The 13,818-nt window shown below is 72.0% G+C and carries 15 protein-coding genes; 7 read left to right on the forward strand and 8 right to left on the reverse strand.

Annotation, left to right across the window (positions count from 1 at the left end):
* Positions 1–283: 283 nt before the first annotated feature.
* Both bagB and bagA read right to left on the reverse strand, forming a co-directional pair.
* Entirely contained in the window at positions 284–1,687 is a 1,404-nt protein-coding gene (gene bagB, locus LMU33_RS31340) for an ATPase BagB (RefSeq protein WP_372478087.1), read from the reverse strand.
* A 140-nt stretch (positions 1,688–1,827) separates the two neighbouring features.
* Positions 1,828–2,805, reverse strand: coding sequence for an ATPase BagA (gene bagA, locus LMU33_RS31345; protein ID WP_228624159.1), 978 nt, complete (start codon positions 2,803–2,805; stop codon positions 1,828–1,830).
* A 141-nt stretch (positions 2,806–2,946) separates the two neighbouring features.
* On the opposite strand from bagA, the gene sp36 reads away from it, so the two are divergent.
* From sp36 to LMU33_RS31365, 4 genes are all read left to right on the forward strand, one after another.
* On the forward strand, positions 2,947–3,108 hold the full coding sequence (sp36, locus tag LMU33_RS31350; protein WP_003975360.1) for a Sp36 family protein: 162 nt from the start codon (positions 2,947–2,949) through the stop codon (positions 3,106–3,108).
* Complete coding sequence (locus tag LMU33_RS31355; protein ID WP_228624160.1) at positions 3,105–3,569, forward strand: RidA family protein; 465 nt, start codon at positions 3,105–3,107, stop codon at positions 3,567–3,569. The genes sp36 and LMU33_RS31355 overlap by 4 nt, the downstream gene beginning before the upstream one ends.
* Before the next feature lie 77 nt (positions 3,570–3,646).
* The gene (locus LMU33_RS31360) at positions 3,647–4,540 is read left to right on the forward strand and encodes an NUDIX hydrolase (RefSeq protein ID WP_228624161.1); all 894 of its coding nucleotides are present in this window, start codon (positions 3,647–3,649) and stop codon (positions 4,538–4,540) included.
* The gene (locus tag LMU33_RS31365; RefSeq protein ID WP_228624162.1) at positions 4,537–5,367 is read left to right on the forward strand and encodes an MBL fold metallo-hydrolase; all 831 of its coding nucleotides are present in this window, start codon (positions 4,537–4,539) and stop codon (positions 5,365–5,367) included. The genes LMU33_RS31360 and LMU33_RS31365 overlap by 4 nt, the downstream gene beginning before the upstream one ends.
* A 98-nt stretch (positions 5,368–5,465) precedes the next feature.
* Here the strand turns inward: LMU33_RS31365 and LMU33_RS31370 are convergent, their stop codons facing one another.
* Positions 5,466–6,290 carry a nucleotidyltransferase domain-containing protein gene (locus tag LMU33_RS31370; protein ID WP_228624163.1) on the reverse strand — a complete coding sequence of 275 codons (825 nt, stop codon included), beginning with the start codon at positions 6,288–6,290 and terminating at the stop codon, positions 5,466–5,468.
* A 154-nt stretch (positions 6,291–6,444) separates the two neighbouring features.
* Positions 6,445–7,119, reverse strand: a complete 675-nt coding sequence (locus tag LMU33_RS31375) for a Crp/Fnr family transcriptional regulator (RefSeq protein WP_014674022.1) — start codon at positions 7,117–7,119, stop codon at positions 6,445–6,447.
* Between the two features lie 351 nt (positions 7,120–7,470).
* Between LMU33_RS31375 and nth the strand changes: the two genes are divergently transcribed.
* The 3 genes from nth to LMU33_RS31390 are packed head-to-tail and all read left to right on the forward strand — an operon-like array spanning position 7,471 to position 10,422.
* Positions 7,471–8,460 carry an endonuclease III gene (gene nth, locus LMU33_RS31380; protein ID WP_308280826.1) on the forward strand — a complete coding sequence of 330 codons (990 nt, stop codon included), beginning with the start codon at positions 7,471–7,473 and terminating at the stop codon, positions 8,458–8,460.
* 54 nt (positions 8,461–8,514) lie between these two features.
* On the forward strand, positions 8,515–9,210 hold the full coding sequence (locus LMU33_RS31385; protein WP_228624164.1) for an NUDIX hydrolase: 696 nt from the start codon (positions 8,515–8,517) through the stop codon (positions 9,208–9,210).
* A gap of 12 nt (positions 9,211–9,222) precedes the next feature.
* The gene (locus tag LMU33_RS31390; protein WP_228624165.1) at positions 9,223–10,422 is read left to right on the forward strand and encodes a MarP family serine protease; all 1,200 of its coding nucleotides are present in this window, start codon (positions 9,223–9,225) and stop codon (positions 10,420–10,422) included.
* Between the two features lie 24 nt (positions 10,423–10,446).
* Here LMU33_RS31390 and LMU33_RS31395 read toward each other — a convergent pair whose 3' ends face one another.
* From LMU33_RS31395 to nhaA, 4 genes are all read right to left on the reverse strand, one after another.
* Positions 10,447–10,626, reverse strand: coding sequence for a hypothetical protein (locus tag LMU33_RS31395; protein WP_228624166.1), 180 nt, complete (start codon positions 10,624–10,626; stop codon positions 10,447–10,449).
* A 170-nt stretch (positions 10,627–10,796) separates the two neighbouring features.
* Complete coding sequence (locus LMU33_RS31400; RefSeq protein ID WP_228624167.1) at positions 10,797–11,717, reverse strand: alpha/beta fold hydrolase; 921 nt, start codon at positions 11,715–11,717, stop codon at positions 10,797–10,799.
* Positions 11,714–12,202: a phage holin family protein gene (locus LMU33_RS31405; RefSeq protein ID WP_228624168.1), complete on the reverse strand. Its 489-nt coding sequence runs from the start codon at positions 12,200–12,202 to the stop codon at positions 11,714–11,716. The genes LMU33_RS31400 and LMU33_RS31405 overlap by 4 nt, the downstream gene beginning before the upstream one ends.
* A gap of 131 nt (positions 12,203–12,333) precedes the next feature.
* Complete coding sequence (gene nhaA, locus LMU33_RS31410) at positions 12,334–13,776, reverse strand: Na+/H+ antiporter NhaA (RefSeq protein WP_228624169.1); 1,443 nt, start codon at positions 13,774–13,776, stop codon at positions 12,334–12,336.
* Between the last annotated feature and the right edge of the window lie 42 nt (positions 13,777–13,818).

The following is a 13,818-nucleotide window of genomic DNA, read 5'->3' on the forward strand; positions in this document are numbered from 1 at the left end:
CAAAGCGCCGGTCCGGGCTACGCCTGGGGAAGCCGCGACCGGCCGTGCGGCCCGGCCCGGGGAACCGGTGGTCGGCCTCGCGCCCACGCGTGAGCCGCGGACGCCGTTCCCGCGTACGCACACCCATGCCGTACGCACCTGTGACTCACGCTGTCCGTGCAGGTCTTGTCCCGCTGTCCGCGCATGCCTGGTGCACGTCGGCCGCGCGTGTGTGTCCAATGCACGTACGACCGTCTGCCACGCCCGGTGTCACGCGGACCGGTAGCCGCGGCCCCTGGCCGTGCTACGGCAGTTCCGTCCGCGTGGTGGCGCCCGCAGCCAGCCGGGTGCCGATGTCGCGCAGGCCGACGAGGTCGTGGACATCGCCGGGCAGCGCGGCTACTTCGACGACCGCCACCTCGGGGTGGCGGGCGGTGAAACGGTCACGCGTGCGCTGCTCGCGCGAGAGCAGCTGCATGCGATCGGCGTGCAGTCGCAGCAGACCCGCGGTGAGCCGGTCGACGGTGCGCTCCGTATCGGCGGGGGAGCCTTCCTCGGAAGCCGGGGCGTCGGTTGCGGCCTCGGATGCGGGAGATCGCGAACTGCCGTATGAGTCGGGAGAGTTACGAAGTCCAGCTTTCCCGCCCCCCTGATCCACAATGCGGGGGTCCTCAAGATTTTCGGCGGCGGCGAGCGCCCGCTCGGCGGACAGCCGGCCTGCGCCGCTGCCATGGACCCGGTTCAGCACCAGGCCCACCAGCGGCATCCTCTCCGCGGCCAGCCGCTCCACGAAGTACGCCGCCTCGCGCAACGCGTCCCGCTCCGGGGCCGCGACCACCAGGAATGCCGTACCGGGCGCCTGGAGCAGCTTGTACGTGGCGTCCGCGCGCGTGCGGAACCCGCCGAAAGTGGTGTCCATCGCGGCCACGAACGTCTGCACGTCCTTCAGCAGCTGACCGCCCAGCAGCTTGCCGAGCGTGCCGGTCATCATCGACATGCCGACGTTGAGGAAGGCCATGCCCGCGCGTCCGCCCAGCTTGGCGGGAGCGGTGAGGAGGCGGATCAGGCGGCCGTCCAGGAAGGAGCCCAGCCGCTTCGGCGCGTCCAGGAAGTCCAGCGCCGAGCGGGACGGCGGGGTGTCGACGACGATCAGGTCCCACTCGTCCTTCGCGCGCAGCTGGCCCAGTTTCTCCATGGCCATGTACTCCTGCGTGCCCGCGAAGCCCGCCGAGAGCGACTGGTAGAAGGGGTTCGCCAGGATCGTGGCCGCCCGCTCGGGGTCCGCGTGCGCCTCCACGACCTCGTCGAAGGTGCGCTTCATGTCGAGCATCATGGCGTGCAGTTCGCCCTCGCCCTCGGTGCCCTTCACCCGGCGCGGGACGTTGTCGAGGGAGTCGATGCCCATCGACTGGGCCAGCCGACGGGCCGGGTCGATGGTCAGCACGACCACCTTGCGGCCCCGCTCGGCCGCCCGCAGGCCGAGGGCCGCCGCGGTCGTCGTCTTTCCGACCCCGCCCGAGCCGCAGCACACCACGATCCGGGTCTTCGGGTCGTCCAGCAGCGGGTCGACGTCCAGCACGCGCGCGGGGGAGAGACCGTGGGCCCTCTCCCACCCGTCGGCCTTCACCGGCCCGTCGGCCTTCTCCCGACCTGCGGTCTTCGCCGGGCCCGTGGTCTTCGCCGGGCCCGTGGTTTTCGCCGAGCCCATGGCTTTCGCCGGCGCCGCGGCCTTCTCCCGCTCCACGGCGTGCGCCGGCCCTGCGGCCCTCTCCCGCCCCGCAGCCTTCGCCGGCCCCGCGGCCGTCTGCGCTGTGCCGCGTGCCTCGGGTGCCTCGGCCGGGTCCGGACTCATGTCAACCCCTGCTTCCGCAGCTCGGTGGCGAGTTCGTACAGGCCCGCCAGGTCCATGCCCTCGGTGAGCAACGGCAGTTCGCCCAGTGGCAGGCCCAGCTCGCCGAGGACCGCGCGCTGGTCCTGCTCCAGCGCGTACCGCTCGGCGTACTCCGCCGCCTGGTCCAGCAGCGGGTCCACCAGCTTCTCCGCGTTCCCGCCGCGCCGGGCTCCGCCCAGACCGGCCGCCGACAACGCCTGTGCAACGGAGGAACGCCGCACGGTCCGTACGAGTTCCAGGTCGGTGGCGTCCAACACCTCCGGCCGGACCATGTTCACGATGACCCGGCCCACCGGCAGCCGTGCCGCGCGCAGTTCGGCGATGCCGTCGGCGGTCTCCTGGACCGGCATCTCCTCCAGCAGCGTCACCAGGTGCACCGCCGTCTCCGGCGACTTCAGCACCCGCATCACCGCCTGCGCCTGATTGTGTATGGGCCCGATCTTCGCCAGGCCCGCCACCTCGTCGTTGACGTTCAGGAAGCGGGTGATGCGGCCCGTCGGCGGGGCGTCCATGACGACGTAGTCGTACGCGAACCGGCCGGAGCGGTCCTTGCGGCGCACGGCCTCGCACGCCTTGCCCGTGAGCAGGACGTCCCTGATGCCCGGCGCGATGGTGGTGGCGAAGTCGATCGCACCGAGCTTCTTCAGGGCCCGGCCCGCGCCGCCCAGTTTGTAGAACATCTGGAGGTAGTCCAGAAGGGCCAGTTCGGCGTCTATGGCGAGGGCGTACACCTCGCCGCCCCCGGGCGCGACCGCGATCTTCCGCTCCTCGTACGGCAACGCCTCCGTCTCGAAGAGCTGGGCGATGCCCTGCCGGCCCTCGACCTCCACGAGAAGCGTCCGCTTCCCTTCGGTCGCGAGGGCCAGCGCCAGTGCGGCGGCGACCGTCGTCTTTCCGGTCCCGCCCTTGCCGCTGACGACCTGGAGCCTGCTCACGCCTTCGAGACTAACCAGTCCGCTCGACACTCACGCGGGAGGCTGTGGATAACGAAGGTCACACCGGCCGCTCCGCCCGTGGACGACGCCGCCGGCGGTCGGCCGCCTGCCCCACCGGCCACAGCGGCTACAGTCGGCCCCATGACCAAGTGGGAATACGCAACCGTGCCGCTGCTCGTCCATGCCACGAAGCAGATTCTGGACACCTGGGGCGAGGACGGCTGGGAGCTCGTCCAGGTCGTGCCCGGGCCGAACAACCCCGAGCAGCTCGTGGCCTACCTGAAGCGGGAGAAGCAGGCATGAGCGCGGTCGAGGCCAAGCTGGCCGAACTGGGCCTGACCCTGCCGGAGGTCGTACCGCCGCTGGCCGCGTACCAGCCGGCCGTGCAGTCCGGTGTGTACGTCTACACCGCCGGCCAGCTGCCGATGGTCGAGGGCAAGCTGCCCGTCACGGGCAAGGTGGGCGCCGAGGTCACGGCGGAGGAGGCCAAGGACCTGGCCCGCACCTGCGCGCTGAACGCGCTGGCCGCCGTGAAGTCCGTGGTCGGCGACCTGGACCGCATCGCGCGCGTGGTGAAGGTCGTCGGGTTCGTCGCCTCCGCGTCCGACTTCACCGGCCAGCCCGGTGTCGTCAACGGCGCCAGCGAACTGCTCGGCGAGGTCCTCGGCGACAAGGGCGTGCACGCGCGCAGCGCGGTCGGCGTCGCGGTGCTGCCGCTGGACGCCCCGGTGGAGGTCGAGATCCAGGTGGAACTCGCCCAGTAACCCACCCGAACCGACCGGAACGCCTCTGACCTCGGGCACCTCTCGAACATTCGCCCTACACGGGATAGCCTCCGCCCATGGCGAACGGTCAGTGGTACCCCCCGGAGTGGCCGGACCGTATCCGCGCGCTCGCGGACGGCACCCTCACCCCGGTGTCCCCCCGGCGCGCGGCCACGGTGCTGCTCCTGAAGGACACACCGGACGGCCCCGCGGTCCACATGCTGCGCAGACGCGCCTCCATGGCCTTCGCCGGAGGCGCGTACGCCTATCCCGGGGGCGGTGTCGACCCGCGAGACGACGACCGTCTGGTGCGCTGGGCGGGCCCCACGCGCGCGTGGTGGGCGGAGCGGCTCGGCGTCGACGAGTCGGGCGCCCAGGCGATCGTCTGCGCGGCCGTACGGGAGACGTACGAGGAGGCCGGCGTGCTGCTCGCCGGACCCGACGCGGAGTCGGTCGTCGGCGACACCACCGGGGAGGACTGGGAGGCGGACCGGGCCGCGCTGGTCGCGCGCGAGCTGTCCTTCGCCGAGTTCCTTCACCGGCGCGGTCTGGTGCTGCGCTCGGACCTGCTGGGCGCGTGGACCCGCTGGATCACCCCGGAGTTCGAGGCCCGCCGCTACGACACCTGGTTCTTCGTGGCCGTCCTGCCCGAGGGACAGCGCACCCGGAACGCCTCCACGGAGGCCGACCGCACGGTGTGGATCCGTCCCGCGGAGGCCGCCGCCCGCTACGACAAGGGCGAGCTGCTGATGATGCCGCCCACCATCGCCACCCTGCGCCAGCTGACGCCGTACGCCACCGCCGCCGAGACGCTCGCGGCGGCCTCCGGGCGCGACATGACACCGGTGCTGGCCCGCGCCCGCCTCCAGAACGGCGAGATTGTCCTGTCCTGGCCGGGGCACGAGGAGTTCACCAAGCACATTCCGACGGCTCCGACGACGGCCGAGACGACGGGTGGAGGCCCCGCATGACCGACGCAAGCACGCTGCCGGGCCAGCCCCGCGGTCAAGTGCTGTCCGGCCCCGCCACCGAACGGGCCGTCAACGTCCTCGCGCCCAACGCCTCCGCGATGACCCTCGACGGCACCAACACCTGGATCGTCGCCGAGCCCGACTCCGATCTCGCCGTGGTGATCGACCCGGGCCCGCTGGACGACGGCCATCTGCGCAGCGTCGTCGACACCGCCGAGAAGGCCGGCAAGCGCATAGGCCTCACCCTGCTCACCCACGGCCACCCCGACCACGCCGAGGGTGCCGCCCGTTTCGCGGAACTCACAGGCACGCGCGTGCGTGCCCTCGATCCGGCGCTGCGCCTGGGCGACGAGGGCCTGGCCGCCGGGGACGTGATCACCGTCGGCGGCCTGGAGCTGAGGGTCGTACCGACCCCCGGGCACACCGCGGACTCGCTGAGCTTCCATCTCCCGGCCGACCGGGCCGTGCTGACCGGCGACACCATCCTCGGGCGCGGTACGACGGTCGTGGCGCACCCGGACGGCCGTCTGGGCGACTACCTGGACTCCCTGCGCCGGCTGCGGTCCCTGACCGTGGACGACGGCGTGCACACCGTGCTGCCGGGCCACGGGCCGGTCCTGGAGGACGCCCAGGGCGCCGTCGAGTTCTACCTCGCCCACCGCGCCCACCGCCTCGCCCAGGTGGAGACGGCGGTCGAGGACGGCTACCGCACCCCGGCCCAGGTCGTCGCCCACGTGTACGCCGACGTGGACCGCTCGCTGTGGCCGGCGGCGGAGCTGTCGGTACGGGCCCAGCTGGACTACCTGAGCGAGCACGGGCTGATCTAGCCGCCGAGCGCCCGGTGCGTTCTACCGGGCCATGTCCTCGTGCCCGGTGACCGGACGGCGGGCGGCGGTCTTTCCGCCGCCGTCGGAGTCCTCCGGCATCAGTCCTCCGGGCGCGGGGCCTTCACGCCGTGCACGCGCGCGTACTCGTCGGCGAGCCAGGGGCCGAGGTCGTCCACGTACGACCGCAGCGCCTCCGGATCGCCTGCGGGTTCCTGGCCGTACCGCGCCGCCGTACGCAGCTGTGCGGCCCGCTCGGGGTAGTAGGTGCCGCACACCTCGGCCATCTCGCGCAGGTCGCTGGTCCAGCCGTTCCAGCGGGGCATGACGAGCGTGAAGCCGGTGCGGACGAGATGCCGGGACATGAAGCGCACGAGGGGGCGCCGGGCCTCCTCGGTGTCCTCGGCGTCCGCGATCCGCTTCCGCCAGCGGGGCAGCCACAGCGCCAGGTCGCCGTTGGTCTCGCGGGCGAGCAGGGAGTCGGGGCGGTAGCGCGGCAGGTGCTCGGCGAGGTCCTCACCGAGCAGCGGGGTGCACAGACAGGCGACGAACCAGGCCAGGTCGTACCGCTCCAGCTCGCCCAGCAGCCGGTCCCTGCCGTACAGCAGCGTGCCGACGCCGTCGATCTGCGGGAACTCCTTGTCGACCGCCTCGCCGAGCGTCCGTACGGCGTGCCGGTCGGCGTCGGCCGGCTCGTCCCGGAGTGCGACCAGCAGGTCAAGGTCGCTGCGGCCCACGCGCGCGGTGCCGCGCGGGATCGATCCGTAGAGGTAGGCGCTGTGCAGCCGGGGCCCGAAGACCTCCAGCAGCCCGTCGCGCGCCGCGGCCACGACGGGGCGGAAAACGTCGGGCACGCGCGCGAGGGAGCCTTCGCGCGCGATGAAGCCCTGGTCGTCGAGCCCGGGCCGACGGATCGTTTCAGCCATGGGGCAACTGTGCCGTCTGTGATGCGGCCGTGCGGCACATTTTCGGCGCGGCCGTCATCGGCGGCCAGGGCGGCACCGCGCAGCCCCCGCGGCAACGACAGCGGGGCCCGGCTCGCGAGAAGCGGACCCTGGGGTCGTACGGCCTGGACCGGCGTCAGCGCGAGCGCTTGGCCAGCCTCTCCACGTCCAGCAGGATGACCGCCCGCGCCTCCAGGCGGAGCCACCCGCGCTGGGCGAAGTCCGCCAGGGCCTTGTTCACGGTCTCGCGCGAGGCGCCGACCAGCTGGGCCAGCTCCTCCTGGGTGAGGTCGTGGACGACGTGGATGCCCTCCTCGGACTGCACGCCGAAGCGGCGGGAGAGGTCCAGCAGGGCGCGCGCCACGCGGCCGGGGACGTCGGAGAAGACCAGGTCGGACATGGCGTCGTTGGTCTTGCGCAGACGGCGGGCGACGGCGCGCAGCAGGGCGCCGGCCACCTCGGGGCGGGCGTTCAGCCAGGGCTGGAGGTCGCCGTGGCCGAGACCGAGCAGCTTGACCTCGGTCAACGCGGTCGCGGTCGCCGTACGGGGGCCCGGGTCGAAGAGCGACAGCTCGCCGATCAGCTCGCCGGGGCCGACGACGGCGAGCATGTTCTCGCGGCCGTCGGGGGAGGTGCGGTGCAGCTTGACCTTGCCCTCGGTGACGACGTACAGCCGGTCGCCCGGGTCGCCCTCGTGGAACAGGGAGTCGCCGCGTGCGAGGGTCACCTCACTCATGGAGGCGCGAAGCTCCGCGGCCTGCTCGTCGTCGAGAGCCGCGAAGAGCGGGTTGCGCCGCAGAACGTCGTCCACTGAGTTCTCTCCTTGTCGACCTGCTCAGGGGATCTTGCTCCCCCGAGTGCCAGGGGACCGTGTTCCCCATTTTGCCGGACGGTCCAAACAGTGTGATCTGTCACAAGGATGCCGCACAGGTGTCCCGAGGTAAGCGCCAGGGGTCCAATCGGGGGCCGATCCACCGGGTCCGGGGCGGATGTCGGTGCCGGGCTCTAGGCTGGCCGGGTGTCCAAATCGCCGGTGAGAGCACAGGCCAAGGGGGCTTAGCGGGTGGTTGTACGTCGCGATTCCGCTGTGGGCGAACAGGGCTCCGGCGGTAGTAGGAAAACCGGAAAAACGGCAAAAAAGGCCACGCCGACCAAGAAGGCGGTGCCTGGCAAGAAGGCGGCCTCGGCCAGGAAGGCCACGCCGGCCGAGAAAGCCACGCCGGCGAAGAAGGCCACGCCGGCGAAGAAGGCGACCTCGGTGAAGAGGACCGCCGCGGCCAAGAAGGTCGCCCCCGCCAAGAAGGTCGTGGCGACGGGTGAGGCCGTGGCCGTGAAGAAGGCGGCGCCCGTCAAGAAGGTCGCCGTGAAGCCGCCGACGGACGAGTCCCGGACCGCCCTGGTCCGCCGCGCCCGCCGCATCAACCGCGAGCTCGCCGAGGTGTACCCGTACGCCCACCCCGAGCTGGACTTCGACAACCCCTTCCAGTTGCTGGTAGCCACGGTGCTGTCGGCCCAGACCACCGACCTGCGCGTCAACCAGACGACCCCGGCGCTCTTCGCGAAGTACCCGACCCCCGAGGACCTGGCCGCCGCCAACCCGGAGGAGGTCGAGGAGATCCTGCGCCCCTGCGGGTTCTTCCGGATGAAGACCAAGTCGGTCATGGGGCTCTCCAAGGCCCTCGCGGAGGAGTTCGGCGGCGAGGTGCCCGGCAGGCTGGAGGACCTGGTCAAGCTGCCCGGCGTAGGTCGCAAGACCGCCTTCGTCGTGCTCGGCAACGCCTTCGGGCGGCCGGGAATCACCGTGGACACGCACTTCCAGCGGCTCGTGCGCCGCTGGCAGTGGACCGCGGAGAGCGACCCGGACAAGATCGAGGCGGCCGTCGGCGCGCTGTTCCCGAAGACCGAGTGGACCGACCTGTCGCACCATGTGATCTGGCACGGCCGCCGTATCTGCCACGCCCGCAAGCCCGCCTGCGGCGCCTGCCCGATCGCCCCGCTCTGCCCGGCCTACGGCGAGGGCGAGACCGACCCGGAGAAGGCGAGGAAGCTCCTGAAGTACGAGAAGGGCGGCTTCCCCGGCCAGCGCCTGAAGCCCCCGCAGGCCTACCTCGACGCGGGCGGCAGGCCGGCCCCGCCACTGGGGGCCGCGTGACGGAACGATCTCGGGGTCCTCGGGCGTTGGACAGGCAGAGCGACGGGGGTGGCGATGGCGAAGGCCAGTGAGACGCGGGGCGGCGCGGTGACACTCAGCAAGGAGGGGCTGCCCGAGTGGCTGGCGCCCGTGGTGCGGGCCGTCGAGACGATCGAGCCGCTCCAGCTGAGCCGTTTCCTGCCGCCGGAGAACGGCTCGGGCCGCAAGTCGGCCGTGCTGATCCTGTTCGGCGAGGGCGAGCGCGGCCCGGAGCTGCTGCTGATGGAGCGCGCCGGCTCCCTGCGCTCGCACGCCGGACAGCCGTCCTTCCCCGGCGGCGCGCTCGACCCCGAGGACGGCGATCCGCACACCGACGGACCGCTCAGGGCCGCGCTGCGCGAGGCGGAGGAGGAGACCGGCCTGGATCCCTCCGGCGTCCAGCTCTTCGGTGTGCTGCCCGCGCTCTACATCCCGGTCAGCGGTTTCGTCGTCACGCCCGTGCTCGGCTGGTGGCGCGAGCCCAGCCCGGTCGGTGTCGTCGATCCGAACGAGACGGCGCGGGTCTTCACGGTCCCCGTGGCGGATCTCACGGACCCCGCCAACCGCGCCACCACCGTTCACCCCAGCGGCCACCGAGGCCCCGCATTCCTGGTCGAATCGGCCCTGGTGTGGGGTTTCACGGCCGGGGTGATCGACCGCCTGCTGCATTTCGCGGGCTGGGAGCGCCCCTGGGACAGGGAGAACAAGGTCCCACTCGACTGGCGGTCATGACAGGGTGAACCCGTGAACGTGCTGGACATCCTGTTGCTGGTCGCGGCCGTGTGGTTCGCGGTCGTGGGCTACCGCCAGGGCTTCGTCGTCGGCATCCTGTCGGTGATCGGGTTCCTGGGCGGCGGCCTCGTCGCCGTATACACGCTGCCCGTGATCTGGGACGCCGTGACCGACAACGCGGACGTCGGCACCACCGCCGCCGTGGTCGCCGTGGTCGTCGTCATCGTCTGCGCCTCCGTCGGCCAGGCCCTGACCACCCACCTGGGCAACAAACTGCGCCGGTACATCACCTGGTCCCCGGCCCGCGCCCTGGACGCCACCGGCGGCGCCCTGGTCAACGTCGTGGCCATGCTGCTGGTGGCCTGGCTGATCGGATCCGCCCTGGCCGGCACCACCCTGCCGACCCTCGGCAGGGAGGTCCGCGGCTCCAAGGTGCTGCTCGGCGTCTCCCGGGCGCTGCCCGCCCAGGCCGACACCTGGTTCGCGGACTTCTCCTCCGTCCTGGCGCAGAACGGCTTCCCGCAGGTCTTCAGCCCGTTCGCCAACGAGCCGATCAAGGACGTCCAGCCGCCCGACCCCGCCCTCGCGAACAGCCCGGTCACCGTGCGGGCCCAGCGCTCGATCGTCAAGGTCACCGGCACCGCCCAGAGCTGCGGCAAGGTCCTGGAGGGCACGGGCTTCGTCTTCGCCAACCGCCGGGTCATGACGAATGCGCACGTCGTCGGCGGCGTCGACGCGCCCACCGTGCAGATAGGCGGCGAGGGCCGCAAGTACGACGCCAAGGTGGTCCTGTACGACTGGAAGCGCGACATCGCCGTGCTCGACGTACCCGATCTGAAGGCGAGCGCCCTGCGGTTCTCCGGGCAGGACGCGGCCGGCGGCGACGGCGCGATCGTCGCGGGCTTCCCGGAGAACGGTTCGTACGACGTGCGCGCCGCGCGCGTGCGCGGGCGCATCACGGCCAACGGCCCGGACATCTACCACCGCGGCACCGTCCGCCGCGACGTCTACTCGCTGTACACGACCGTCCGCCAGGGCAACTCGGGCGGCCCGCTGCTCACCCCGGACGGCCGCGTCTACGGCGTGGTGTTCGCCAAGTCCCTCGACGACGCCCAGACCGGCTACGCCCTCACGGCGGACGAGATCCAGCCCGACATCCAGCGGGGACGTACGGCGAACGAGCAGGTGGGTACCGACAGCTGCGCGCTGTGAGGCCCGGTCGGCCGGTCCGGGTGTTCAGCCGCGCGGATGACGCAGACGCATCGAGACCCAGCGGGCCCGGCGGCGCAGGATGCGCGGGATTCCCACGCGGAGGTCTCCTTCCGCGAGTTGCGGGTTGCCTCGCTGAGGCGTGCCCACACCGGCGGCGGAGCGGCGGTTGCGGGGTGCGTCACTGTAGTCGTGCGTCCAGCCCATACCCCGACGTGTGCCCTCGCCCGAAGGTCGATAACCGCCTGAGCGCCGCCCAATTGGCCTATGCGGCAGGCATGTGGCCGTTCGAGGGACAACTGTTCAGGAACCGGATACTCCGCGCATCGAACCGTCACCGCACGGTCACCGGTGTCCATCACCGATACGGGTGATCCTCACCGGTCCGGCTCGGGATCCTTCAGCCAGTTGACGAGCTCCGCGGAGAAGGCGGCGGGATCCTCCTCGTGCGGGAAGTGGCCGAGGCCGTCGAACAGGCGCCAGCGGTACGGCGCTTCGACGTACTCGCCCGATCCGGCCGCGCTGCGGGTGCGCGTCACCGGGTCCAGCGAGCCGTGCAGATGGAGCGTGGGCACCCGCACCGGCCGCTTCATCCTGCGGTTGAACTGGATGCCGTCCGGACGGGCCAGCGAGCGCACCAGCCAGCGGTACGGCTCGATCGAGCAGTGCGCCGTCGACGGGATGCACATGGCCCGCCGGTAGGCCTCCACCGCCTCGTCCTCCGGCGGCCGCGGCCCGGACCACTCCCGGATCAGCTGGCCCACCAACTCACCACCGTCGGCGGTGAGTTGACGCTCCGGAAGCCACGGCCGCTGGAAGCCCCAGATGTAGGAGTTGGCGGTCGTCTGCCGGGCGTCCCGCAGCATGGCCGCGCGCCAGCGCCGCGGATGCGGCATCGAGACGACCGCGAGCCGCCGTACGAGCTTGGGCCGCATCGCCGCCGCCGTCCACGCCAGATAGCCGCCCAGGTCGTGGCCGACCAGCGCCGCGTCCGGCTCGCCGAGCGAGCGGATCACGCCGGTGACGTCGAGCGCGAGGTTGGCCGGGTCGTACCCGCGGGGCGTGCGGTCGCTGCCGCCGACGCCCCGCAGGTCCATCGCCACCGCCCGGTAGCCCGCGTCCGCGAGCGCGACCAGCTGGTGCCGCCAGGTCCACCAGAACTGCGGGAAGCCGTGCAGCAGCAGCACCAGGGGGCCGTCGCCGAGCTCGGCGATGTGGAAGCGGGCGCCGTTGGCGGCGACGTCCCTGTGCGTCCAGGGACCTTCGATCCGTACGACCGAGGGGGCGGGGTCCGTCATGACGACGAGCGTGCCACAGTCTCGATGGCCGCGGGCGCCCGGTCCTCGGGCAGCTCCGCACGGGGGTGCGGCTTGGCGTTCTGCAGCACGCCCGCCGTCTCCTTCATCGAGGCGGCCACCTTCTGCGGGCCCTGGGCCTTCTTGGCCTTCTTCGCGAACACCAGGCCGATCAGCGCGAGGAGGCCGGCGAGGACCACGTTCGCCGCGAACGACAGCACGAAGCAGATCGCCAGGTTCCAGCCGCTCCAGGTCCGGATGCCGTAGGCGAGGGCGAAGTTGAGCATCGGGAGCGAGAAGACGAGCAGCACCAGGGCCGCCGTGAACGCGCCGCCGCTGACCGCGCCGCGCCTGACGTCCTGCTTCAGCTGGGCCTTGGCCAGGGCGATCTCGTCGTGCACCAGCGCCGACAATTCGGTCGTCGCCGAGGCGAACAGCTGGCCGATGCTGCGTTCGGCGCCGACCGGGCTGCCGTCGGGTGCGCTCATCGCGTTCTCCCTTGCGAGGTGTCTCGTGCCGCGGGCGTGCCGTCGTGCCGTCGTACCACTGTCGTACTGCCGTCGTACGCGGCCGGCGGGCCCGCTCGTGTGGCCGTCTGGTTTTGTACCGTCTCGTCAGATCATGCCGGACGGTCGTCCTCCTCGCCTGCCCCGCCCGGCACTTCCTGAAGCCCGTGGCGCGCCGCGGCGGCCTTCTCGGCGGCGATCCGCCGGTGTTCGGCGGCCTTGCGCTCGTGGATCTCGGCCATGCGCAGGTGGTAGGCCGGCTCGTCCTGCTCGTAGACGTCCGGGATGCCGTCGAGGTCCTCGTCGCGCTCCTCCTCCTCGCACAGCCTGCGGTACCGGGCGTTGCGCATCTTCAGCAGGACCGTCGCGCACAGCGCCGCGAGGAGCGATCCGGTGAGGACGGCCGCCTTGACCTCGTCGGTGAGGACCGCGTCGCCGGCGAAGGCGAGTTCGCCGATGAGCAGGGAGACGGTGAAGCCGATGCCGGAGAGGGCGGCCACCGCGAAGACGTCGGCCCAGGCGAGGTCCTCGCTGAGGGAGGCGCGGGTGAAGCGGACGGTCAGCCAGGTGCCGCCGAAGATGCCGAGCGTCTTGCCGACGACCAGCCCGAGCACCACGCCGAGCGTCTCCGGCCTGGTGAACACATCCCCGAGCGCCCCGCCGGAGACCGTCACCCCGGCGCTGAACAGCGCGAACATCGGTACGGCGAGCCCGGCGGACAGGGGCCGCACCAGGTGCTCGATGTGCTCGCCGGGCGAGTGCTGCTCACCCTCCCGGGTGGTGCAGCGCAGCATCAGGCCCATCGCCACACCGGCGATGGTGGCGTGCACGCCGCTGTTGTACATCAGCGCCCAGATCACCACGGCGAGCGGCACGTACACGTACCAGCCGCGTACGCCCTTGCGCAGCAGCAGCCAGAAGACGGCCAGTCCGGCGGCGGCCCCGCCGAGCGCGGCGAAGTTCAGCCGGTCGGTGAAGAAGATCGCGATGATCAGGATCGCGAAGAGGTCGTCGACCACCGCGAGGGTGAGCAGGAAGGCGCGCAGGGAGCTGGGCAGGGAGGTGCCGATGACCGCGAGGACGGCGAGCGCGAAGGCGATGTCGGTGGCGGTGGGCACCGCCCAGCCCTGCGTCGAGGCGTGCCCGGTGAGGGTGGTGAGGGTGTAGACGAGCGCGGGTACGGCCATGCCGCACACCGCGGCCACCACGGGCAGCACGGCCGCCCTGGGGTCGCGCAGGTCCCCGGCGACCAGTTCGCGCTTGAGCTCGATACCCGCGACGAAGAAGAACACCGCGAGGAGCCCGTCGGCGGCCCAGTGCTCCACGGAGAGGTTCAGGCCGAGCGCGCCGGGGCCGAGGCGGAAGTGGCTGACGGTCTCGTAGCTGTGGTGCAGGGCGGGGACGTTTGCCCAGATCAGCGCCGCCACGGCGGCGAGCAGCAGCAGGACGCCGCCGACGGTCTCGGTCCGCAGCGCGTCCGCGACGAACGTCCGCTCCGGCAGGGAGAGGCGTCCGAGTGCCTTCCGGGGGGCTTTGCGGGTCCTGAGCGCGGCCACGGCGGGGACCTCCGGGTCGTACGACGATGATCACGCCGTCGC

This window comes from Streptomyces barringtoniae (genome assembly GCF_020819595.1).
GTDB lineage: Bacteria > Actinomycetota > Actinomycetes > Streptomycetales > Streptomycetaceae > Streptomyces > Streptomyces barringtoniae.